The following is a 23,129-nucleotide window of genomic DNA, read 5'->3' on the forward strand; positions in this document are numbered from 1 at the left end:
TTACTCCTTTCTATAACCTTTTGTCAACTTTAACAAAAGTTTCCTCACATTATTTTACACCGCTCCAACTTCATTAACATAAAGTGCTATTTAGACCAATTTCGATCGCATCATCGGTCATTTTTAATGTTGTTGAATCGTGTCCGTAGTGAAGTAAAAAAGATAATACTCACCTATTTTGACAGGAATTCACCCAGATGCCTCCCCCTAAATGGGAGTATTTTCTTGATCTGTGACACGCTTTTGTTAATTCACCATAAAAAACAGCAACAATTTCTCTAGTTTTTTAACATGGAAACAATTAGTAACGCTGCTGCTTATTTTTCAGCCAGGTGTCAGGCCGTTTTTTTACCTTCTGATTTTGTTAAGTTTTAGTATAGCAAATGACATAAAGCGGCAATATTTGCATAAAAAAAGAGCCACTGGATGTTTTTTCATCACCAGTGGCTCTTTTTTACACTAACATTTTAAAACGATTTTTTGTGACGGATTACTCAAAGTCGCCTTCAACAATCAGCGAGTCATCTCCCCCTTCCGGGGTAAACTGATTGTATTGCCAAGGATTTTGATACGTTTGCATCGACTTAAAGATAACTTCTGCCAACTCATTTTGCGTGGACGGATCGCAGCACAACAGATACTCAGTATCAGGCAATGGCGGTAATCCGTCGGCGGCGCCCAATACGCGTAAATCTGGACTCATCATTTCAACAGGCCGCGCAGTAACGCCGAGCCCTGCTTTTACCGCCGCGCGAACCGCAGGTAATGTTGAAGCAACATAAGCCAGACGCCACGGGATCTGAGCAGCATTTAATGTCGCCAGCACGATATCGCGAAACGGGCTCGGATCGTCCAGCAGAACCAACGGTACTGGCTCACCTTTTTGCAGAATATATTCGGCAGCACAGTACCAATGCGTTGGCGAGGTACGCAGATTCAGACATTCAAAATCGCCAGGACGGTTGGTAGTCACAACCAAGTCCACTTCTTGCGACTTCAGCATATCCACCATGTAGGCGTTACGCTTGACCCTCACATCCAGCGCAAGCTTCGGATAAACCGAACTTATTCGGTTGAGCAGGAAAGGCAGTATGGTATCGGCTGATTCATCAGAAGCACCGATAGTTAACACTCCCTGAAGATTATTAAACATTAATGATGAGCATGCCTCATCATTAAAGCGCAGTATTTTTCTGGCGTAACCCAACAGTTGTATACCATGTTCGGTCAGTAGTTTGTTGCGTCCATGGCGCGCGAACAACTCTTTCCCCACGAGTTGCTCAAGACGCTGCATTTGCTGACTCACCGCAGACTGAGTTCGACATACCGCAGCTGCCGCAGCCGCAAAGGTATTCAGGTCGGCAACAGCAACGAAGGTTCTCAGCAGATCGAGGTCGAGGTTAATTATCGGACGATTTGCATTTATCATAGTTTTTCACTTACTCGCGGGTCATACCGGGTTAATGCTGTGCATTTGGAATCAAACAACTCCATTTGTAATGTGCCTCCCTCGCAGTTTCGCTTAGTGTAACCAAGTGAAAATAAGGATGTATTTGGTTTAACAAACGAAACAATTCTCTTTCCTGGCTATTTTAATTCCCGTGATATTCATCGGAATATAGCAACGAGAAAGAGCCGAATTTTTAGCTGCTGGATGATTCTGACTTAGGGAAAACATGTAAATTTTGTAAATTTAAAAAAAAAGTTAACGAACAATAATTTACACATTAAAAACTAACTTTTCAGTGTGTTAGGAACAACCAACAAACATTTGAATTATCTTAAAATTCAGACTACTTACCATTTCATGAGACTTATCTTAACCTAAAACCACTATATTTATAAGTGTTATCGTGAATAATTCCAGGCTACCAGGTGTTATGTCAGAGCAGCGGTTTTGCTATTATTGGCCCATTCAATTTAATGTCGTTTAAATATTAAATAATAATTAATTAAGAATTCTTCAATTCATTAATTCTGCTTAACAATGAATTCACACCGTATCACGTACGGATCAGGCCGATAACAGGTCCCGCAGTTAAAACCTCAGTATTTTCGAATTACCTCATCCAGCTTAGACACCCGTGACATTTCGCTTTACAGGCTTAACTTTTTTTGACCAAACAAATCACCACAACCAAACCAATAAAACAAAACATACTACCAACAAAATACATCCAGATAGATTATTATCTCATAATATTTACATTATTTAGTTGTTAACAGTTAATTATCACTTCATAGCTTTTCAAAATCTTCTACTAAAGACCCTTCAAAACTCACCGCCGTGGGAGTACATTGTGCTGGGCTGACTTCCATGGCAGGGAGTGGCATTCACAGCTAAAAAGGTCAACGTTCATGTCCCCCATTGAAAAATCCAGCAAATTAGAAAACGTCTGTTATGACATTCGCGGCCCGGTTCTGAAGGAAGCAAAGCGCCTGGAAGAAGAAGGCAATAAGGTTCTGAAACTGAACATCGGCAACCCGGCGCCATTCGGGTTTGAAGCGCCAGATGAAATACTGGTGGATGTGATCCGCAATTTGCCAACAGCGCAAGGATATTGCGACTCCAAAGGCCTTTATTCCGCCCGTAAAGCGATTATGCAGCATTACCAGGCCCGTGGTATGCGCGACGTAACCGTGGAAGATATTTATATCGGCAACGGCGTTTCTGAATTAATTGTGCAGGCTATGCAGGCATTGCTGAACAGTGGGGACGAAATGCTGGTTCCTGCTCCTGATTATCCGCTGTGGACGGCGGCGGTATCGCTCTCCGGCGGTAATGCCGTGCACTACCTGTGTGACGAATCATCAGACTGGTTCCCGGACCTGGATGATATCCGCGCCAAAATCACGCCGCGTACGCGTGGGATCGTCATCATCAACCCAAACAACCCAACCGGCGCTGTTTACTCTAAAGAGCTGCTGATGGAGATTGTTGAGATTGCTCGCCAGAACAACCTCATCATCTTTGCGGATGAGATTTACGACAAAATTCTCTACGACGATGCTGAACACCACTCCATCGCTGCAATGGCGCCGGATCTGCTGACCATCACCTTCAATGGCCTGTCAAAAACCTATCGCGTTGCCGGTTTCCGTCAGGGCTGGATGGTGCTGAACGGGCCGAAGAAACATGCTAAAGGATATATTGAAGGTCTTGAGATGCTGGCCTCTATGCGCCTGTGTGCCAACGTTCCGGCGCAGCATGCCATTCAGACCGCGCTGGGCGGATACCAGAGCATCAGCGAATTTATCATGCCTGGTGGGCGTCTGTATGAACAACGCAACCGCGCCTGGGAACTGCTCAATGACATTCCTGGTGTCTCCTGCGTAAAACCGCGCGGCGCGCTGTATATGTTCCCGAAAATTGATGCTAAACGCTTCAACATTCATGACGACCAGAAGATGGTGCTCGACTTCCTGCTGCAGGAAAAAGTACTGCTGGTTCAGGGAACAGCATTCAACTGGCCGTGGCCGGATCATTTCCGCATCGTCACGCTGCCGCGTATTGACGATATTGAAATGTCGCTGAGTAAATTTGAGCGTTTCCTGTCAGGGTATCACCAGCTGTAATTAAACAAAGGCTGTCGGATGGATGACGAGTATTTGCATCTGACAGCCTTCTCTGCGCAAAATGACTCTTAGGTTGCCATCATATAAGGGTCGTTATGAAGCAGAGCCATTTTTTTGCCCACCTCTCCCGTCTGAAGCTCATTAATCGCTGGCCGCTGATGCGCAACGTGCGCACCGAAAACGTGTCTGAACACAGTCTGCAGGTTGCCATGGTTGCCCATGCGCTGGCCGCGATCAAAAACCGCAAATTTGGTGGTCAGGTTAATGCTGAGCGTATTGCTCTGTTGGCGATGTATCACGATGCGTCAGAAGTGCTGACCGGTGATCTCCCTACCCCGGTGAAATATTTCAACTCGCAGATTGCGCAGGAATATAAAGCGATAGAGAAAATTGCCCAGCAAAAACTGGTCGATATGGTACCTGATGAACTGCGCGATATTTTTGCGCCGCTCATTGATGAACATGCCTTAAGTGAAGAAGAGAGATCGATTGTTAAACAGGCCGATGCCCTGTGCGCGTATCTGAAGTGTCTGGAGGAACTCTCTGCCGGTAACAACGAATTTCTGCTTGCCAAGACGCGTCTGGAAAAAACGCTCGAGTCGCGACGCAGCGAAGAGATGGACTACTTTATGGACGTGTTTGTCCCGAGTTTTCACCTCTCATTAGATGAAATCAGCCAGGATTCTCCGCTATAAACGCATGACCCGGTGGCGGCGAAGATATCCCCGTCGCCATCCGCCAACAACATCAAAACGGAAACAGCATCGGGATCATCACCACGCACACCGCCATCACAATGATGGTAAACGGTACGCCAATCTTCACGAAATCGCTAAAGCTGTAGTTGCCAGGTCCGAGCACCAGAGTGTTTACCGGCGAAGAGACCGGTGTCATAAAGGCTGCGGATGCCGCCATCGCAATCCCCATCGCAAAAGGATACGGTGAAACGCCCATCGACTTTGCAGCCGCCAGCGCGATTGGCGCCATCAGCACCGCCGTCGCGGTGTTGGAGATAAATAACCCGATAGTCGCACACAGCACGAACAGGCAGCCCAACATCATATACGGGCCATACCCGCCGCCGACATCCATCAGCCCTTTCACCACCAAATCGACACCGCCGGTTTTTTGTAAAGCCAGCGCGAAGGGCATCATCCCGACAATCAAAATAATGCTTGGCCAGTGAATCGCTTTATAGGCACTTTCGGCATCAATACAGCGAAATTTCCCCATCAGCAGACAGGCGATGATCGCAGCCACCGTATTGGGAATTTCATCAGTGAGCATCAGAGCAACCATCAGCACCAGACAGAAAATCGCATGCGGTGCCTGGCTGTGCGCCGGAGAAGCTTCACTGACTTCCTCGGGCATATTCAGCACGACAAAATCACGCCCTTTTTGTCCCAACAGTGTGATGAGCTTCCAGTTGCCCACCACTAATATGATATCGCCCATCAGCAATGGCTCATCCACCACCGCTCCAGCCAGAGCCGCACCATCGCGCTTCAGCCCAACGACATTCAGCCCGTAGCGGGTACGAAAAGCGATTTCCCGTACCGTTTTGCCGATCAATTCCGATTCAGGGATCAGAGAGATCTCAGCCATCCCCACATCAAGCGCCTGCTCGGAGAAGTATTCGCCGCGCAGTACCATTGGTTCCAGAAACTGTTCACTGCAAAATTCACGCAGGTCGACATCGGCCGCGGACATATCAATCAGCAATACGTCACGGGCGCGAAACTCAGAAACCCCGTTAACGTCGACTATTACGCGACGAAAGCGACGCCAGCGTTCCACGCCAATCACGTTTGCCCCGTAGCGCTCACGCAGCTTCAGATCATCCAGACGCTGGCCAATCATAGGAGAACCGGGACGAATCGCCAGGCGACGCGCGCGCCCGGTCAGACGATATTCTTTAATCAGATCGCGAAAGGTCCGGCGTTTCCAGCCGTCTCCCGGCTGCCTGGAATCTTCCCCCTTGAGCATAAAGCGCATCAGCAGCATATAAATTATGCCGAGAACCAGAACCACCAGCCCCAGCGGGGTAACGCTAAAAAAGCTGAACCCGTTGAGTCCTTCACGTAACAGTTCACTGTTGACGACCAGGTTAGGCGGCGTCGCCACCAGCGTCATCATGCCGCTTATCAAGCCGGCAAAGCTCAGCGGCATCATCAGGCGTGAAGGGGAAATTTCCATGCGCATGGAAACGCTTAAGACCACCGGGATAAAGATGGCGACCACGCCGGTCGAACTCATAAACGCCCCGAGTCCGGCAACGGTAATCATCAGCAACACCAGCATTTTGACTTCACTGCTGCCAGCCACCTTCACCAGCCAGGCACCCATTACTGTCGCCACCCCGGTACGCACCAGGCCGTCGCCGATAATGAATAATGCCGCTATCAAAATAACGTTAGGATCGCTGAATCCGGAAAAGGCTTCTGTGATGCTCAATGTTCCGCTCAGAACAAAGGCAATGATGACCAGCAAAGCGACCGCGTCCATACGCACTCTGCCAGTGACAAACAAGACGACGGCAATCGCCAGCAATGAGAGAACCCATGTCAATTCACCGTTCACAACATATCCTTGTTAAATGAGAGGGATGGATCGATTCTGCCATAAAAAAGCCCCAACAATCTGGGGCTAAATCATGTTCAGGTATTTCTTACCACGACCACATTTCCGTTAGGCTGTTTGGTCACAGAAATATGTTCCAGACTGGTCAGCGAAAAATCGACCTCATCCAGACGCGGCGTGTCCACAGGCGCGTTGACCGCTATCACATGACACCCTGCAGCCAGTCCTGAAAGCACCCCAGCGGGCGCATCTTCCACCACCGCGCATTCCTGTGGCGCAAGACCCAGAAGCTGGGCGCCTAACAGATAGGCGTCTGGCTCGGGTTTGCCTCTTTTTACCCGCTCGGCGGTGACAAACACTTCAGGAGAAGGCAGCCCCGCGACACGATGACGCGCTCGTGCGACCGGCATGGATCCGGAGGTCACAATCGCCCATGGAATACCCGCTTTATTGAGGTGGTTGAGTAAATCAACCGCTCCCGGCAGCGCAGTGATCCCCGCGGTTTCCGTCGCTTCGATCTGCTCCAGGCGGGTGAATTCCGCGGCGATCTCAGCCTCAGATTTGCCCACCATAAAGTGTCGCAGGGAGGTAATGGCCTGCTTGCCATGAATAAAGCCGAGCACCTCGGCGTGATCGAGGCCAAAACGATCGGCCCAGTTGCACCACGCGCGTTCTACTGCGGGTAAGGAATCGACCAGCGTTCCATCCAGATCAAACAGAAAACCTTTGCACTGCACGCTCGCCCCCTCAGGCATTAATGATTTGGTTAATTTCATTCGCACTCAGGTGATACTGGCGCGGGCAAGAGTGCCAAACATTCAGCATACGCTGATATTTTTCCCACATCGGGGTCTGGGCGTTGAAGCCATGCGTACCCGCATCAAAGTGGGTATAACGACCTTCTACATTAACCATAAAACGTACGTACCCGAGGTAACGGGCTTCCGTTGCGGCGTCAAAGCCAAGGAAGGTCACGCGGCGCTCATCAATAGCCTGCGCGTCCTTAAGATTAGTCCAGGACACATGTAATGCGTGATACATCTCCATAATATCGATAATCGTACGACAGGTTTCTTCCGTCAGCTCACCAAACTCACGATCCAGCTCGCGCATCTGCAAGCCGTAACCGCGTTCAATAATCGTCTGCAAACGACGATAACGCTCGGCGTTAGTGGGATCGAGCATAGTCATCATTTTGTACTGATTAGACAAAATCAGACGTTGAGCGTTGGTCATTTCCATTTGGGACTCCTGTATCACTACTACTGCGATGAAAAAAAAGAAGGCATCTTGTGCCTTCTTTTATATGCGTAATCAGGGGTCAATTACAAATCATCAAGGAAAGTTTTATCCAGTTGTTTGAAGGCGCGCTTAAGCGTGTCAGCCAGCGCCTGATAATCAGGCTTTCCTTCTACCGGAGTGAGCGCCTGCCCGGCTTCTTGCAATTTACCCCGAACTTCGTAGAACCAGTTGAGTATTGAAGGCGGCAGCGGCGTTACAGAACGTTTACCCAGCCACCACATGCCCTGCATCGGCAGGCTGAGCGCAAACAGCGCAGTCGCCACGGCCGGTCCCAACTGCCCCCCTAACGCAATTTGCCAGCATAAGGTGAAGACGGCGATAGGCGGCATAAAACGGATCGCGTAACGCGTCATGCGGATCACGCGGTTCTCTACAAACACAGGCGCGAGGCGCTTTTCCATTGGCCACGTCTTCGCATAGTGCTGCCCCCGGCGAAACAAGCTAAAAAAATTGACGGAACGATTATCCGGTGTCGACATGGCGGTTACCTCAACTTCACATATAAAAATTAAAAAATTTGTGCAAAACAACAACTACAAGGGACATCGTTCAAAACATTTTGTCTTTGATACCCACATTCAGGTATCCTGTGCCGGCCTGTAAGGCCTTTAGTCCAAAATCATTGAGTCGTCAAATTGACACATAGTATGCCATTGGCTGAAAAATACGCAAAATGACATAGACTCAAAGGTATTTATTCCATCGTGCCCAAAAAGACTATGGCGCATGATGTTAATCATAAACGTCGGTGTCATCATGCGCTACGCTCTATGACTTCCTGACGTTTTTTTAGCCACGTATCATAAATAGGTACTTCCATGTCGAGTAAGTTAGTACTGGTTCTGAACTGCGGTAGCTCCTCACTGAAATTTGCCATCATCGATGCAGTAAACGGTGAAGAATACCTCTCTGGTTTAGCCGAATGTTTCCATCTCCCAGAAGCACGTATCAAGTGGAAAATGGACGGCGGTAAACAAGAAGCGGCTTTAGGTGCAGGCGCCGCTCACAGTGAAGCGCTGAATTTTATCGTTAATACTATTCTGGCACAAAAACCAGAACTGTCTGCTCAGCTGACTGCGATTGGTCACCGTGTTGTTCACGGCGGCGAGAAATACACCGGCTCTGTGGTTATCGACGATTCTGTTATTCAGGGTATCAAAGACGCAGCCTCTTTTGCACCGCTGCATAACCCTGCACACCTGATCGGTATCGCAGAAGCGCTGAAATCCTTCCCGAATCTGAAAGACAAAAACGTGGCTGTGTTCGACACCGCGTTCCATCAGACCATGCCGGAAGAGTCTTACCTCTATGCTCTGCCATACAGCCTGTACAAAGAACACGGTGTTCGTCGTTACGGCGCGCACGGTACCAGCCACTTCTTCGTGACTCAGGAAGCGGCAAAAATTCTGAACAAACCGGTTGATGAGTTGAACATCATCACTTGCCACTTGGGCAACGGCGGTTCTGTTTCTGCTATCCGTAACGGTAAATGTGTTGATACCTCCATGGGCCTGACCCCGCTGGAAGGTCTGGTGATGGGTACGCGTTCCGGTGACATCGACCCGGCGATCATCTTCCACCTGCACGACACCCTGGGCATGAGCGTTGACCAGATCAACAAAATGCTGACCAAAGAGTCCGGCCTGCTGGGTCTGACCGAAGTCACCAGCGACTGCCGTTATGTTGAAGATAACTACGCGACTAAAGAAGACGCTAAACGTGCAATGGACGTTTACTGTCACCGTCTGGCGAAATACATCGGTTCTTACGCTGCGCTGATGGATGGTCGTCTGGATGCAGTTGTCTTCACCGGTGGTATCGGTGAAAACGCAGCGATGGTTCGTGAACTGTCTCTGGGCAAACTGGGCGTTCTGGGCTTTGAAGTTGACCACGAACGTAACCTGGCCGCACGTTTCGGCAAATCTGGTTTCATCAACAAAGAAGGTACCCGTCCTGCGGTGGTTATCCCAACCAACGAAGAACTGGTTATCGCGCAAGACGCGAGCCGTCTGACTGCCTGATTTCACACCGCCAGCCTAGCTGGCGGTGCTGTTTTGTAACCCGTCTACATCGACGGTAACGAAAGAGGATAAACCGTGTCCCGTATTATTATGCTGATCCCTACCGGAACCAGCGTCGGTCTGACCAGCGTCAGCCTTGGCGTGATCCGCGCAATGGAACGCAAAGGCGTTCGTCTGAGCGTCTTCAAGCCGATCTCTCAACCGCGTGCCGGTGGCGATGCGCCAGACCAGACTACCAGCATCGTCCGTGCTAACTCTTCTCTGCCAGCCGCTGAGCCGCTGAAGATGAGCCACGTTGAATCTCTGTTGTCCAGCAATCAGAAAGATGTGCTGATGGAAGAGATCATCGCGAACTACCACGCGAACACTAAAGACGCTGAAGTTGTACTGGTTGAAGGCCTGGTCCCAACCCGCAAACATCAGTTCGCGCAGTCTCTGAACTACGAAATCGCGAAAACGCTGAACGCAGAAATCGTCTTCGTAATGTCTCAGGGTACCGATACCCCGGAACAGCTGAACGAGCGTATTGAACTGACTCGCAGCAGCTTCGGCGGCGCGAAAAACACCAACATCACCGGCGTAATCGTTAACAAACTGAACGCACCGGTTGATGAGCAGGGCCGTACTCGCCCGGATCTGTCCGAGATTTTCGACGACTCTTCCAAAGCAAAAGTGATCAAAGTTGATCCGGCTAAACTGCAAGAATCCAGCCCGCTGCCGGTTCTGGGCGCGGTGCCATGGAGCTTCGATCTGATCGCAACGCGTGCAATCGATATGGCGCGTCATCTGAACGCCACTATCGTTAACGAAGGTGATATCAATACCCGTCGCGTGAAGTCTGTGACTTTCTGCGCACGCAGCATTCCGCACATGCTGGAGCACTTCCGTGCCGGTTCTCTGCTGGTGACTTCCGCCGATCGTCCTGACGTGCTGGTTGCAGCATGCCTGGCAGCCATGAACGGCGTGGAAATCGGTGCCCTGCTGCTGACTGGCGGCTACGAAATGGACGCGCGTATCACTAAACTGTGCGAACGTGCATTTGAAACCGGCCTGCCGGTATTCATGGTGAACACCAACACCTGGCAGACCTCTCTGAGCCTGCAGAGCTTCAACCTGGAAGTTCCGGTTGACGATCACGAACGTATTGAGAAAGTTCAGGAATACGTTGCTAACTACATCAACGCTGACTGGATTGAATCCCTGACCGCGACCTCTGAGCGCAGCCGTCGTCTGTCTCCGCCAGCGTTCCGTTATCAGCTGACCGAGCTGGCACGTAAAGCCGGCAAGCGCGTTGTTCTGCCGGAAGGTGACGAGCCGCGTACCGTTAAAGCGGCGGCTATCTGTGCTGAACGCGGTATCGCAACCTGCGTACTGCTGGGCAACCCGGATGAGATCACCCGCGTTGCGGCCTCTCAGGGCGTTGAGCTGGGTGCTGGCGTAGAAATCGTTGATCCAGATGTGGTTCGCGAAAGCTACGTTGCTCGCCTGGTCGAACTGCGTAAAAACAAAGGTATGACCGAAACCGTTGCCCGCGAACAGCTGGAAGACAACGTGGTTCTCGGTACCCTGATGCTGGAACAGGACGACGTTGACGGTCTGGTTTCTGGTGCAGTTCATACCACCGCGAACACCATCCGTCCGCCGCTGCAGCTGATTAAAACTGCACCGGGTAGTTCCCTGGTGTCTTCCGTGTTCTTCATGCTGCTGCCGGATCAGGTTTACGTATACGGCGACTGCGCGATCAACCCGGATCCGACTGCAGAGCAACTGGCAGAAATCGCGATTCAGTCCGCTGAATCCGCCATTGCCTTCGGTATCGAACCGCGCGTAGCAATGCTCTCCTACTCCACCGGTACTTCTGGTGCAGGTAGCGACGTAGAAAAAGTTCGTGAAGCCACGCGTCTGGCGCAGGAAAAACGTCCTGACCTGATGATCGACGGTCCGCTGCAGTATGACGCCGCCGTTATGGCTGACGTAGCAAAATCCAAAGCGCCGAACTCTCCGGTTGCAGGTCGCGCTACCGTGTTCATCTTCCCGGATCTGAACACCGGTAACACCACCTACAAAGCGGTACAGCGTTCTGCCGACCTGATCTCCATCGGGCCAATGCTGCAGGGTATGCGCAAGCCTGTGAACGACCTGTCTCGTGGCGCGCTGGTTGACGACATCGTCTACACCATCGCTCTGACCGCGATCCAGTCTTCCCAACAGCAGCAGTAATCTGTCGAGTGTGCCGGATGTCTTATCCGGCAACACTTCTGCTTATTAAACCGGAAATAGCTTATATTTCCGGTTTTTTTATACCTGTTTTTCCCGTTGGCATATTCTGAAACATTTGCCAGGATGCGCTGCATCAATGAATAACTATTCTCCTGTTTGCATACTTATCCTCTTTTGCATTGCAACAGGGATAGTCTTTCATGTCAGCAGTAACAGAAACACAGCCAGCTAAAAAATGGGCGATGCCCGATACGTTGGTGATTATTTTTTTCGTTGCCATTTTAACCAGTCTGGCGACATGGGTTGTTCCCGTCGGGATGTTCGACAGTCAGGAAGTGCAGTATCAGGTTGATGGACAAACCAAAACCCGTAAGGTGGTCGACCCCCACTCTTTTCGAATTCTGACCAACGACGCGGGCGAAGAGCAGTATCACCGGGTGCAGTTTTTCACCACCGGTGATGAGCGCCCTGGCCTGATGAATTTTCCGTTTGAAGGGTTAACCTCCGGCTCTAAATTCGGCACTGCCGTCGGCATTATTATGTTTATGCTGGTGATTGGCGGTGCATTCGGCATCGTTATGCGTACCGGAACCATCGATAACGGCATCCTGGCGCTCATCCGCCATACGCGAGGAAACGAAGTCCTGTTTATCCCGGTGCTGTTTGTTCTCTTCTCATTAGGCGGCGCGGTGTTTGGCATGGGAGAAGAGGCGGTCGCCTTTGCCATTATTATCGCACCGTTAATGGTACGGTTAGGCTACGACAGTATCACCACCGTTCTGGTCACCTATATTGCGACTCAAATTGGATTCGCCAGCTCATGGATGAACCCGTTTTGCGTGGTCGTCGCACAGGGGATTGCGGGCGTGCCGGTGCTCTCTGGTTCCGGTCTGCGTATCATTGTGTGGGTGGTTGCGACCCTGATAGGGCTGACCTTCACGCTGGCCTATGCGGCGCGCATCAAAAAGAATCCGCTTTTGTCCCGGGTACATGAATCCGACCGTTTCTTTCGCGAACAGCAGGACGACGTTGTGGAACGACGCTTCACGCTGGGCGACTGGCTGGTGCTGCTGGTGCTGACTGCGGTAATGATTTGGGTTGTCTGGGGCGTGATCGTCAACGCGTGGTTTATTCCTGAGATCGCCAGTCAGTTCTTCACCATGGGCCTGGTAATTGGCATCATCGGCGTGGTCTTTCGTCTCAACGGCATGACGGTCAACATCATGGCCTCCTCATTCACCGAGGGCGCACGAATGATGATTGCCCCTGCCCTGCTGGTCGGTTTTGCCAAGGGCATATTACTGCTGGTCGGTAATGGAGAAGCGGGGGAAGCCAGCGTGTTGAACACGCTGCTGCACAGCATTGCCAACGGCATCAGCGGGCTGGATAACGCCATCGCGGCGTGGTTTATGCTGCTGTTCCAGGCGGTGTTTAATTTCTTCGTGACTTCCGGCTCTGGTCAGGCTGCATTGACCATGCCGTTATTAGCACCCTTAGGCGATCTGGTTGGCGTAAACCGTCAGGTCACCGTACTGGCCTTCCAGTTTGGCGACGGATTCAGTCATATTATCTATCCTACATCGGCATCGCTGATGGCAACGTTAGGCGTGTGTCGGGTGGATTTTCGTAACTGGCTGAAGGTAGGCGCCACGCTGTTGGGACTGCTGTTTATTATGTCCAGCGTGGTGGTAATTGGCGCGCAGATAATGGGTTACCATTAAAAAACGATTGCCCGGCCTACACGATTTCTCGACGCTGTAGGCCGGATGAGCAGATTTTACTCAGCTTCTTCCTGCTTTTCGGCTTTCGCCCCTTCATTCTTAGCGTTGCGGGTCATCCACAGCGCCAGGGCTTTCAGTGAGTCCGGCGTAAATTCGTCGCAGCGCGCGGTAATTTCTTCCGGCGTCAGCCAGCAAACTTCACTAACCTCTTCTTCCTGAAGCGCAAACGGTCCGTGGGAAACACAGCTAAACAGCCCGCCCCATACGCGACAGTTCTGGTCTTCAAAATAAAACTGCCCATGCTCGGCAAACGGCACGCCCGCAATCCCCAGTTCCTCTTCCGCTTCACGGCGCGCTGAATCCAGTAGTTGCTCGTCAGCCTGCACAACACCGCCAGCGGTGGCATCCAGCATGCCGGGCAAAAAATCTTTTGTCTCAGTACGACGCTGAACCAGAATTTTGCCCATACCATCATGCACGACGATATACGTTGCACGATGGCGTAAGCGTTGCGCCCGCATTTGTTCCCGGCTGGATTGTGCAATGACTTCGTTGTCTTCATTCACAATATCCACCCATTCCGTACTTGCCAAACGACGCTGTTCCACCATCAGGAAACCTTCTTTTTTCTTGCGCTCTTACGGCGCGTTTATGTTTGTGGGGTAAATTACGGATTAATCTCGACCTGTGCAATAACACTTTGATCATTGAGTGCCATTACGCTGAGAACATTATCATCCAGAATCCCGTAACTTGCCGCAAAGCCCCCTTTCGGGATGCTTACCGAGCCGGGATTGAAGTGGTAAACATCCCCTTGACGCTCAGCGACGGGCAAATGTGTATGCCCATAAACCAGTACATCTCCCACGTTGAGTGCCGGCATATTTTGCGGGCCAAAAAGATGCCCGTGCGTCAAAAAGAGTCGCTGGTTTTCTGTCAGAATTTGCTGCCACGGCGCGGTCATCGGAAAATGCAGAAGCATCTGATCCACTTCGCTGTCACAATTGCCACGCACCGCGATAATCCGCGCTGCCAGCGCATTCAACCGCTCAGCAACCTGCGCAGGCGCATAGCCTTCCGGGAGCGCATTACGCGGTCCGTGGTTTAAAACATCACCCAATATCACCAGCCATTGCGCACCGCTTGCGGCAAACCGTTCAAGTACGCGTTCCGTGGCTGGCAACGAACCATGAATGTCCGATGCGAACATCAGTTTCATCACTCACTCCTCGTTGAAAAGTACCCTGTAATGATACTGGATTACGCCCCGTTTTTCAGCAGGAACGCTTCGCTGAAAGCGCGATAAAACGCTGGACTGAAGCGCGCTGCCACTGGAAGGCGGCATATTCTGCAAGCGCTTCGGGAACCTCATCGCCGTTAAGGACCAGACGATTCAGCATTAGCGCTAAATCGCAGTCGGCAATACACCATTCGCCAAATAAATTCTGCTTCCCGTGGCTCAATAAATGGCTCGCAGTGGCGAACAATTTCTCCGCACTGACTTTTCCCGCTTCGCTTAACGGACCTTTCTTCACGCCAGCAAAAACTACGTCCGTTGAGCGTTCTTCACGGATAGGCATCAGATCGCTGCGGATCCACGCCTGAACCTGGCGCGCCCGCGCGCGCTTTTGCACATCGTGTGGGTAGATTCGCTCCCACTGCGGCGGCGCAAAACTCTCTTCCAGGAACTCAGTAATCGCTGATGATTCGCTCAGCTCGAAACCGTCGATTTCAAGCACCGGCACGCGCCGCGTTAACGCATACCCTTGCCATGAAGGTTGCAAGTGTTCGCCGCTGTTGAGATCAACGGTTTTCAGCGTAAAAGGCAGTCCTTTCTCTTGCAGAGCGACATAAACAGACAGCACGTAAGGGGAGAAAAAATTGGCATCTGACCACAGCGTAATTGCAGATTTGCTCATAATGTCCTCTGAAATGTATTGGCTTGCCTTCAAAATATAGAGTCTTTCTCTCACTGTCACTTGATGAAAACTCACGCACGCCAACAGGCTCTATACTTGTTATGACCCGGTTCATGACAAAACGGACGCTGAAAATGATCGATCTCTATTACACTCCATCGCCAAACGGTCACAAAATAACGCTGTTTCTTGAAGAGGCGCAGCTGCAATACCGTCTGATTCATGTCGATATCAGCAAAGGTAGCCAGTTTCACCCTGATTTTCTGCAAATCTCACCAAACAATAAAATCCCGGCCATTATCGACAGTGCCCCGGTAGACGGCGGAAAGCCCATCAGCCTGTTTGAGTCCGGAGAAATTTTACTCTATCTGGCAGAAAAGAGCGGTAAGCTGCTGAGCGGTGAGTTACGTGAACGCCACACTACACTGCAGTGGTTGTTCTGGCAGGTCAGCGGCCTCGGCCCCATGCTGGGTCAGAATCATCATTTTAGCCACTACGCCCCACAAACGATTCCCTACGCCATTGAAAGATACCAGGTTGAAACCCAGCGCCTGTACAACGTGATGAATAAACGTCTGGAAACGTCCCCCTGGCTGGGAGGCGATCACTACAGCATTGCCGACATTGCCTGCTGGCCGTGGATCCACGCCCATCAGCGTCAGCGCATCGACCTCGACAACTACCCGGCGGTCAATAACTGGCATGAACGCATCCGTACGCGTCCCGCAACGGAACGCGCCATGCAACAAGCACAAAGTGAGAAGCGGTGACGCGATTCGGTTCTCGTGTATCATGCAAAGGTTCATACATGGAGGAAACCTGCAATGTCACAACCTGACGCAATTATTCGTATAAAAAACCTTCGTCTGCGCACTTTTATCGGCATCAAAGAAGAGGAGATCCTTAACCGCCAGGATATCGTCATCAACATTGCCATTCACTATCCGGCAGACAAAGCCCGTACCAGCGAAGATATCAACGACGCGCTGAATTATCGCACTATCACCAAGAGCATCATTGCCCACGTGGAGGGTAACCGCTTCTCATTGTTAGAAAAATTAACTCAAGATGTGCTCGATATCGCACGCGAACATCACTGGGTCACTTATGCTCAAGTAGAGATAGATAAACTTCACGCATTACGTTACGCCGACTCAGTCTCTATGACGCTGAGCTGGCAGCGCTAAACATAACCCGGGAGGCGACATGCAGATTCTGATTACCGGCGGTACTGGCCTGATTGGACGTCATCTGATCCCCCGCTTGCTGGAACTGGGGCATCAGATAACCGTAGTGACCCGTTCTCCTGATAAGGCGCGTCAGATTCTCGACTCCCGGGTTACGCTGTCCAAAGGGCTGGAAGAGCGGCAAAATCTCAATGACATTGATGCCGTCATTAACCTTGCCGGAGAGCCGATTGCGGACAAGCGCTGGAGTGCCCAGCAAAAGGAACGCCTGTGTCAGAGCCGCTGGGTCATCACGCAGAAGCTGGTCGATTTAATCAATGCCAGCGAGACACCGCCCGCAGTGCTAATTTCCGGTTCCGCTACCGGTTACTACGGCGATTTAGGCGAAGTGGTGGTCACAGAAGAAGAGCCGCCGCATAACGAATTTACCCATAAGCTGTGCGCCCGCTGGGAGCAGATTGCCAGCACCGCGCAAAGCGACAAAACCCGCGTGTGTATGCTGCGCACCGGCGTGGTACTGTCCTCTGCTGGCGGCATTCTGGCGAAAATGGTCCCGCCGTTTCGTCTTGGCTTAGGCGGACCAATTGGCAACGGACGCCAGTATATGGCCTGGATCCATATTGATGATATGGTCAACGGAATTCTCTGGCTGCTGGATAACGATCTGCGCGGTCCCTTCAATATGGTTTCACCGTACCCGGTGCACAATGAGCAGTTTGCCCACGCGCTGGGCCACGCCCTGAACCGTCCTGCCATTCTGCGCGTTCCCGCCACCGCAATGCGGTTGCTGATGGGCGAATCTTCAGTGCTGGTTCTCGGCGGGCAGCGAGCGTTGCCAAAACGCCTGGAAGCCTCCGGTTTCGCGTTTCGCTGGTACGATTTAGAAGAAGCGCTGGCGGATGTCATCCGATAACCCCTAAGCGCTATTCACGGTCGCCGTTGTGGTGGTAAGGTTATAGGCCAGATTTCTGCAATGGCGACGTTATGGCGATAATTTCGACTCCCCGACTTACCCTCTCTTTGTTTCAGTTTTCTGACTGGTCATTTTTCCAGAAACTACGTGAATGTCCTGAAGTCATGCGCTATATGGGCAACATCGCCCCGGCGAAAGATACGCGTCTGTTATTCGCCAGACGCCTTGCCGCACAGCACACTTTTGTCATCCGCGAGCACAACAACCCGACGCCGCTCGGCGATATTGGTCTGCAAATCAGCCATCTCTACCCGCACGAAGCCGACATCGGCTACGCCATCATGCCACAGGCGCAGGGGAAAGGTATTGCCAGCGAAGCCGTACGCGCGGTGTGCCAGTACGCCTTCGAGCACGCGGCGGTCACGGCGATAAATGCTTACGCACTGGCGGATAATAAGGGCTCAATACGGATTCTGGAAAAAACGGGGTTCGTGCGTACGCAGGTGCTGGAAAAGGCGTATGAGATTGATGGTATCGCCTACGACGACTGGGTTTATCGTCTGGAGTGCGACGCGCTAAAATCCCAGGCCCGGAAAGCGTAGCGCCTCCGGGCAGGTGACTTACTTCAACGAACCTTTGAGGAACTGCTGCAAACGCGGACTTTGCGGATTACCAAATACCTGCTCCGGATCGCCCTCTTCTTCAATCTTCCCTTGATGCAGGAAAATCACGTGCGTGGAGACATGACGGGCAAACCCCATTTCGTGGGTCACGACCACCATGGTTTTTCCCTCTTCGGCCAGTTGTTGCATAATGCGCAGCACTTCGCCCACCAGCTCCGGGTCAAGTGCCGACGTGGGTTCATCAAACAGCAACACTTCCGGTTCCATCGCCAGCGCACGAGCAATGGAGACACGCTGCTGCTGACCACCGGACAGATGCACCGGATATTTGCCCTGAGCGCGCTCATCAATACCCACTTTCGCCAGATACTTCACCGCACGTTCGCGAGCTTCCTGCTTGCTCAGCCCCAACACCTGGATCGGCGCTTCCATCACGTTTTCCAGCACCGTCATGTGGCTCCACAGATTAAAGTGCTGAAAGACCATCGTCAGTCGCGTGCGCAGCAAGCGCAGCTGATTTTTGTCTGCAACCTTAAGCTGGCCGTCTTTGTCGCGTACCAGACCAATGTTCTGACCACTCACCACAATCGACCCGGCGCTCGGTTTCTCGAGAAAGTTAATGCAGCGCAGGAAGGTACTTTTACCGGAACCTGACGAGCCAATAATACTGATAACATCACCCGCATTGGCCTGCAGCGATACCCCTTTCAGCACTTCATGTTCGCCGTAGTGCTTATGTAAATCGATAACGTTTAATTTATTTTCAGACATCGTGTTACTCGAATCATTTAGAGGATACATGCTGCAACCAGCGTTTTTCCGCTTTGCGGAACAGACTGATCAGGACATACGAAATAATCAAATACAGAACAGCGGCAATACCGAAGGCGGTAAACGGCTGATACGTTGCCGAGTTGATATCGCGGGCGATTTTCAACAAATCAGGCACCGTTGCGGTAAACGCCAGCGCCGTGGAGTGCAGCATTAAAATAACTTCATTGCTGTAAGCCGGCAGCGCAATACGCAGCGCGGAAGGCAAAATAATGCAGCGATACAGTTTAAATGACGAGAAACCGTAAGCGCGCGCGGCTTCAATCTCACCATGGGGTACGGAACGAATAGCCCCGGCGAAAATCTCCGTGGTATAGGCGCAGGTATTCAGCGTCAGCGCCAGCACGGTGCAATTTAGCCCACTGCGGAAAAACGCGTTGAGGAAGTCCGTGCCTTTGACTATCTCCAGCGTATACATCCCGGAATAAAACACCAGCAACTGGACGTACAGCGGCGTCCCACGAAAAATATAGGTGAACAGCCAGATGGGAAACTGGATAAATTTATTACTGGAAACACGACCAATTGCCAAAAACAGCGCCAGTATCCCACCCATCACCACCGACGAAATCAGAAGCCACAGGGTGATAGCCACGCCGGTGTAGCGATACCCGTCGGTCCACAGCAGGGACTTCCAGTATTCCTGAATAATCTCAATCACAGGTCAGCCCTCTTCACACCCACGGAATAGCGGCGCTCAAGGTACAGCAGCACACCATTAGAAACAGTGGTAAACACCAGATAGATGACCCCGCACACTACGGCAAAATAGAACGGCTCCCAGGTACTTTTTCCGGCAAGCTGAGTGGCTTTCACTACGTCTTCCAGGCCGAGCAACGATACCAACGCTGTGGCCTTAAGAATGACCTGCCAGTTGTTGCCAATTCCCGGTAAGGCATAGCGCATCATCGCCGGGAACATAATACGGCGAAATATTTGTGAACTGGTAAAACCGAATGCCGTCGCGGCTTCAATATGTCCTTTTGGCACGGCCATAAATGCGCCACGAAATGTTTCGGTAAAATAGGCTCCGTAGATAAACCCGAGCGTAATAATACCCGCGACCATCGGATCGATATCAATCTGGCTGATACCAATTGCATCGGTAAGGGTATTCAGCGCGATTTGTAATCCGTAAAAGATGAGCAGCATTAAGACCAGATCGGGCACGCCGCGGATAAGCGTTGTGTACCCTTCGAAAATAAGCGCCAGCGCCCGGCTTTGCGACAGCTTTGCTGCCGCGCCGACAAGGCCTATCAGAACCGCCAGTACCACCGAGCTAAGTGCCAGCTCCAGCGTAACAATTGCGCCCTGTAAAATAACACCTGAAAAGCCATACAACATGCTGCCTGTCCTGTCGTGTGTGGTGGAGTAATAAGCCTCTTTTGATTTCAGACAAATCGTTTAATGCCGGATGGCGGCTTTGCCTTATCCGGCCTACAAAATCGCTGTAGACCGGATACGCGCAGCGCCATCAGGCATAAATTCAACTCGTCCAAAATCTACGGGCTTTATCAGCACCTGCGGTGATTAACCGCCGTAAACATCAAAATCGAAGTACTTTTTCGCCAGCTTCTCGTAAGTACCGTCAGCTCGCATCTCGGCAAAGGCTTTGTTCAGTGCTTCGCGCAGTTCGTTATCATCTTTGCGAAGCCCCATACCGGTACCCACGCCGAATAACTTCTCGTCTTTTACAGATGGGCCGCCGAATTTGTAATCTTTACCGACCGGCTGTTTCAGGAAGCCTTCGCTGGCTGCGACTTCATCCTGGAAAGCAGCATCAATACGCCCGGCAGTCAGGTCAGAATAGATATTGTCTTGCCCCTGATAAGAGACAATTTCAATGCCTTTTGGCGCCCAGTGCTCGTTGCCGAAGGTTTCCTGAGTCGTGCCCTGCAGCACGCCAACACGTTTACCTTTCAGCGACTCAATGGTCGGCTGAATAGCAGAATCTTTAGCGACAACCAGACGCGAGTCGGCTGCATAAAGCTTGTCGGTAAAGGCGATTTCCTGCTGACGTTTTTCAGTGATGGAAAGCGAGGACATAATCGCATCGATTTTCTTCGCTTTTAACGAAGGGATAAGCGCGTCCAGCGGGTTTTCCACGAAGGTACATTGTGTATTGATACGTTTGCACAGCTCTTTAGCCAGATCGATATCAAAACCGACTAATTCACCCTGTGCATTTTTCGATTCGAACGGCGCATAAGTAGGATCGGTACCGATACGAATTTTTTGCGGAATGGCTGCAAATGCTGCGGTAGCACTGGAGAAAGCCAGGACCAGAGAAAGAGACAACACCAGTTTTTTCATAACTATCCTCAACAGACTGTCTTTTATAGGGGATCTTTACAGGACCAGGTGCAGTTATCGTGCCATTAATCGGGCCGACAAGGCAAAGCATTCTACCCTGTCGGCGGTATTTATTTGCATGAAAAGCGCTTAAGTATGCACTCATGCTTATTAAGACAGCGACAAAAGCACCAAAACAGTGCACTGAATTTATTATGCACCGTAATGGTTACCCGCAATGGTGCAGTCCATTCCCCGCTGCGGCGTATTAATCGCCGTAGACATTGAAGTTAAAATACTTGCTCGCCATTTTGTCGTAGGTGCCGTCTTTGCGCAGTTCGCCCAGCGCTTTATCGAAAGCAGCTTTCAGCTCTGCATCATCTTTGCGCAAGCCAATCCCGGTGCCGTCACCAAAGTATTTTTTATCTTTCACCGACGGACCAGCAAAAGCGTAGTCCTTACCGGCAGGCTGCTTCAGGAAGCCTTCGCTGGCCGCGACTTCATCCTGCAACGCCGCGTCCAGACGACCCGCTGTCAGGTCAGAATAGATAAGGTCCTGGTTCGCATAGGCCACCACATCTACGCCTTTGCTGCGCCAGTTGTCATTAGCATAGGCTTCCTGAGTCGAGCCTTGCAGTACGCCAACATGTTTACCTTTGAGGGAATCAAGAGTTGGTTGAATTGGGGAACCTTTCGCGGCGATCAGACGTGAGTCTGCTGCGTAAAGCTTGTCTGAGAACGCAATCTCTTGCTGACGCTTCTCAGTGATTGAAAGCGAGGAGATGATGGCATCAATTTTTTTCGCTTTCAGCGACGGGATCAGCGCGTCAAAGTCGCTGGCTACCCAGGTACATTTAATCTGCATGCGCTTACACATCTCATTTCCCAGATCGATATCAAAGCCGACAAAGTCGCCTTTGGCATCTTTAGAGGAAAAAGGTGCGTACGTTGTATCTGTACCAATACGAACCGTCTGCGGAAGTGCTGCGTAGCTGGCCGCGGTGGCGGAGAGTCCTACCAGCAAAGACAAAGCAAGAACCGTCTTCTTCATACATAACCCTCAAGTGGCGTAATTTTATTATGTTTTACGTTGTGTTGTGTGTTTGCAGACTTTTTCATGCAGGTCTTATGCCATTTTCGCGTCGATGAGGATATTCGACGTTAAATATGTTAATAAAACGTTGCAATAATGTCCTGATTTTGAAGATAGCAGGTCTGACGGTTGAACCGCAGCGTTTCGTTGAGTTTTAACGAATTAAATGTTGAGGATATGATCGCGGTTACAAAATTGCCCTGAAACAGGGCAATGGATGTTTCTTTGCACGCTGATGGAACGGTTTTACGCCCCTTGCCAGCGGGTGAACAGATCCTGTGGAAGGGAGATATCAAACTGGTCGAGTACGCGGTTAACCGTTTGATTAATCACATCATCTAGCGTTTGCGGGCGATGATAGAATGCCGGGACTGGCGGCATAATCACCGCGCCAATTTCTGCCGCCTGCGTCATCAGCCGCAGATGCCCCAGATGCAGCGGCGTTTCACGCACGCACAGCACCAGCGGGCGGCGTTCTTTCAACACCACGTCTGCCGCACGGGTAAGCAGCCCATCGGTGTAACTGTGGACGATGCCTGAAAGCGTTTTGATTGAACAAGGTAATATTACCATTCCGGCGGTCTGAAAAGAGCCGGAAGAGATACTGGCGGCGATATCGCGCGTATCGTGATTTACATTCGCCAGTGCCTGCACGTCGCGTACAGAGAGGTCAGTTTCCAGCGCCAGCGTCTGTCGGGCAGCAGCACTCATCACCAGATGGGTTTCCACATCAGTAACGTCACGCAAAACCTGCAGCAGGCGCACGCCATAAATCGCGCCACTGGCACCGCTAATCCCTACAATGAGTCGTTTCATTTTTTCGCCCTTACTTGCTTCAGGGCTGACTTTGC

General features: G+C 51.2%; 23 protein-coding genes. 9 read left to right on the forward strand and 14 right to left on the reverse strand.

Annotated elements, in window-relative coordinates; genetic code table 11:
• Positions 1–490: 490 nt before the first annotated feature.
• Complete coding sequence (gene lrhA / locus ABIE10_RS11275) at positions 491–1,429, reverse strand: transcriptional regulator LrhA (RefSeq protein ID WP_016153838.1); 939 nt, start codon at positions 1,427–1,429, stop codon at positions 491–493.
• Positions 1,430–2,358: 929 nt separating this feature from the next.
• Between lrhA and alaA the strand changes: the two genes are divergently transcribed.
• Both alaA and yfbR read left to right on the forward strand, forming a co-directional pair.
• Positions 2,359–3,576: an alanine transaminase AlaA gene (alaA, locus tag ABIE10_RS11280; RefSeq protein WP_005129483.1), complete on the forward strand. Its 1,218-nt coding sequence runs from the start codon at positions 2,359–2,361 to the stop codon at positions 3,574–3,576.
• A gap of 95 nt (positions 3,577–3,671) precedes the next feature.
• Entirely contained in the window at positions 3,672–4,271 is a 600-nt protein-coding gene (gene yfbR, locus ABIE10_RS11285) for a 5'-deoxynucleotidase (RefSeq protein WP_003028083.1), read from the forward strand.
• Positions 4,272–4,323: 52 nt separating this feature from the next.
• Here the strand turns inward: yfbR and ABIE10_RS11290 are convergent, their stop codons facing one another.
• The 4 genes from ABIE10_RS11290 to yfbV form a co-directional block, all read right to left on the reverse strand.
• Positions 4,324–6,156, reverse strand: a complete 1,833-nt coding sequence (locus ABIE10_RS11290; protein WP_141875457.1) for an SLC13 family permease — start codon at positions 6,154–6,156, stop codon at positions 4,324–4,326.
• Positions 6,157–6,233: 77 nt separating this feature from the next.
• Entirely contained in the window at positions 6,234–6,911 is a 678-nt protein-coding gene (locus ABIE10_RS11295; RefSeq protein WP_153690739.1) for a sugar phosphatase, read from the reverse strand.
• Positions 6,904–7,398: a YfbU family protein gene (locus ABIE10_RS11300; RefSeq protein ID WP_016153841.1), complete on the reverse strand. Its 495-nt coding sequence runs from the start codon at positions 7,396–7,398 to the stop codon at positions 6,904–6,906. Before ABIE10_RS11300 ends, ABIE10_RS11295 begins: the two co-directional genes overlap by 8 nt.
• Positions 7,399–7,481: 83 nt before the next feature.
• Positions 7,482–7,937, reverse strand: coding sequence for a terminus macrodomain insulation protein YfbV (gene yfbV, locus ABIE10_RS11305; RefSeq protein WP_016153842.1), 456 nt, complete (start codon positions 7,935–7,937; stop codon positions 7,482–7,484).
• Positions 7,938–8,276: 339 nt separating this feature from the next.
• Here yfbV and ackA point away from each other — a divergent pair, with 339 nt between their 5' ends.
• The 3 genes from ackA (at position 8,277) to yfcC (ending at position 13,420) form a co-directional block, all read left to right on the forward strand.
• The gene (ackA, locus tag ABIE10_RS11310; RefSeq protein ID WP_047500883.1) at positions 8,277–9,479 is read left to right on the forward strand and encodes an acetate kinase; all 1,203 of its coding nucleotides are present in this window, start codon (positions 8,277–8,279) and stop codon (positions 9,477–9,479) included.
• 75 nt (positions 9,480–9,554) lie between these two features.
• Positions 9,555–11,699 carry a phosphate acetyltransferase gene (gene pta / locus ABIE10_RS11315; RefSeq protein WP_016153844.1) on the forward strand — a complete coding sequence of 715 codons (2,145 nt, stop codon included), beginning with the start codon at positions 9,555–9,557 and terminating at the stop codon, positions 11,697–11,699.
• 200 nt (positions 11,700–11,899) lie between these two features.
• Complete coding sequence (gene yfcC, locus ABIE10_RS11320) at positions 11,900–13,420, forward strand: putative basic amino acid antiporter YfcC (protein WP_016157044.1); 1,521 nt, start codon at positions 11,900–11,902, stop codon at positions 13,418–13,420.
• A gap of 56 nt (positions 13,421–13,476) precedes the next feature.
• Here the strand turns inward: yfcC and yfcD are convergent, their stop codons facing one another.
• Genes yfcD through yfcF form a run of 3 tightly spaced genes read right to left on the reverse strand, consistent with a single transcriptional unit; the run spans position 13,477 to position 15,339 of the window.
• Positions 13,477–14,031 carry an NUDIX hydrolase YfcD gene (gene yfcD / locus ABIE10_RS11325; RefSeq protein WP_006683645.1) on the reverse strand — a complete coding sequence of 185 codons (555 nt, stop codon included), beginning with the start codon at positions 14,029–14,031 and terminating at the stop codon, positions 13,477–13,479.
• Between the two features lie 56 nt (positions 14,032–14,087).
• Positions 14,088–14,639: a phosphodiesterase gene (yfcE, locus tag ABIE10_RS11330; protein WP_016153846.1), complete on the reverse strand. Its 552-nt coding sequence runs from the start codon at positions 14,637–14,639 to the stop codon at positions 14,088–14,090.
• A 55-nt stretch (positions 14,640–14,694) separates the two neighbouring features.
• Positions 14,695–15,339: a glutathione transferase gene (gene yfcF, locus ABIE10_RS11335; protein ID WP_016153847.1), complete on the reverse strand. Its 645-nt coding sequence runs from the start codon at positions 15,337–15,339 to the stop codon at positions 14,695–14,697.
• A gap of 134 nt (positions 15,340–15,473) precedes the next feature.
• On the opposite strand from yfcF, the gene yfcG reads away from it, so the two are divergent.
• The 4 genes from yfcG (at position 15,474) to ABIE10_RS11355 (ending at position 18,041) form a co-directional block, all read left to right on the forward strand.
• Positions 15,474–16,109, forward strand: coding sequence for a GSH-dependent disulfide bond oxidoreductase (gene yfcG / locus ABIE10_RS11340; protein ID WP_016153848.1), 636 nt, complete (start codon positions 15,474–15,476; stop codon positions 16,107–16,109).
• Between the two features lie 54 nt (positions 16,110–16,163).
• On the forward strand, positions 16,164–16,526 hold the full coding sequence (gene folX / locus ABIE10_RS11345; protein WP_016153849.1) for a dihydroneopterin triphosphate 2'-epimerase: 363 nt from the start codon (positions 16,164–16,166) through the stop codon (positions 16,524–16,526).
• Between the two features lie 19 nt (positions 16,527–16,545).
• Positions 16,546–17,439 carry a TIGR01777 family oxidoreductase gene (locus ABIE10_RS11350; protein WP_429155732.1) on the forward strand — a complete coding sequence of 298 codons (894 nt, stop codon included), beginning with the start codon at positions 16,546–16,548 and terminating at the stop codon, positions 17,437–17,439.
• A gap of 71 nt (positions 17,440–17,510) precedes the next feature.
• Complete coding sequence (locus ABIE10_RS11355) at positions 17,511–18,041, forward strand: GNAT family N-acetyltransferase (RefSeq protein ID WP_072034071.1); 531 nt, start codon at positions 17,511–17,513, stop codon at positions 18,039–18,041.
• Between the two features lie 18 nt (positions 18,042–18,059).
• Here the strand turns inward: ABIE10_RS11355 and hisP are convergent, their stop codons facing one another.
• The 6 genes from hisP to ABIE10_RS11385 all read right to left on the reverse strand — a co-directional run bounded on the left by hisP (position 18,060) and on the right by ABIE10_RS11385 (position 23,094).
• Positions 18,060–18,833, reverse strand: coding sequence for a histidine ABC transporter ATP-binding protein HisP (gene hisP / locus ABIE10_RS11360; RefSeq protein ID WP_043017062.1), 774 nt, complete (start codon positions 18,831–18,833; stop codon positions 18,060–18,062).
• Between the two features lie 13 nt (positions 18,834–18,846).
• Entirely contained in the window at positions 18,847–19,554 is a 708-nt protein-coding gene (hisM, locus tag ABIE10_RS11365) for a histidine ABC transporter permease HisM (RefSeq protein WP_003028116.1), read from the reverse strand.
• Positions 19,551–20,237: a histidine ABC transporter permease HisQ gene (locus tag ABIE10_RS11370; RefSeq protein ID WP_016153853.1), complete on the reverse strand. Its 687-nt coding sequence runs from the start codon at positions 20,235–20,237 to the stop codon at positions 19,551–19,553. The genes hisM and ABIE10_RS11370 overlap by 4 nt, the downstream gene beginning before the upstream one ends.
• A 186-nt stretch (positions 20,238–20,423) precedes the next feature.
• Entirely contained in the window at positions 20,424–21,206 is a 783-nt protein-coding gene (hisJ, locus tag ABIE10_RS11375) for a histidine ABC transporter substrate-binding protein HisJ (RefSeq protein WP_003028120.1), read from the reverse strand.
• Positions 21,207–21,453: 247 nt separating this feature from the next.
• Positions 21,454–22,236, reverse strand: a complete 783-nt coding sequence (argT, locus tag ABIE10_RS11380; RefSeq protein ID WP_006683634.1) for a lysine/arginine/ornithine ABC transporter substrate-binding protein ArgT — start codon at positions 22,234–22,236, stop codon at positions 21,454–21,456.
• Between the two features lie 288 nt (positions 22,237–22,524).
• Positions 22,525–23,094: a UbiX family flavin prenyltransferase gene (locus tag ABIE10_RS11385; protein WP_019077299.1), complete on the reverse strand. Its 570-nt coding sequence runs from the start codon at positions 23,092–23,094 to the stop codon at positions 22,525–22,527.
• Between the last annotated feature and the right edge of the window lie 35 nt (positions 23,095–23,129).

The sequence above is a fragment of the Citrobacter sp. 506 genome, assembly GCF_050434985.1.
Taxonomy (GTDB): Bacteria; Pseudomonadota; Gammaproteobacteria; order Enterobacterales; family Enterobacteriaceae; genus Citrobacter; species Citrobacter braakii.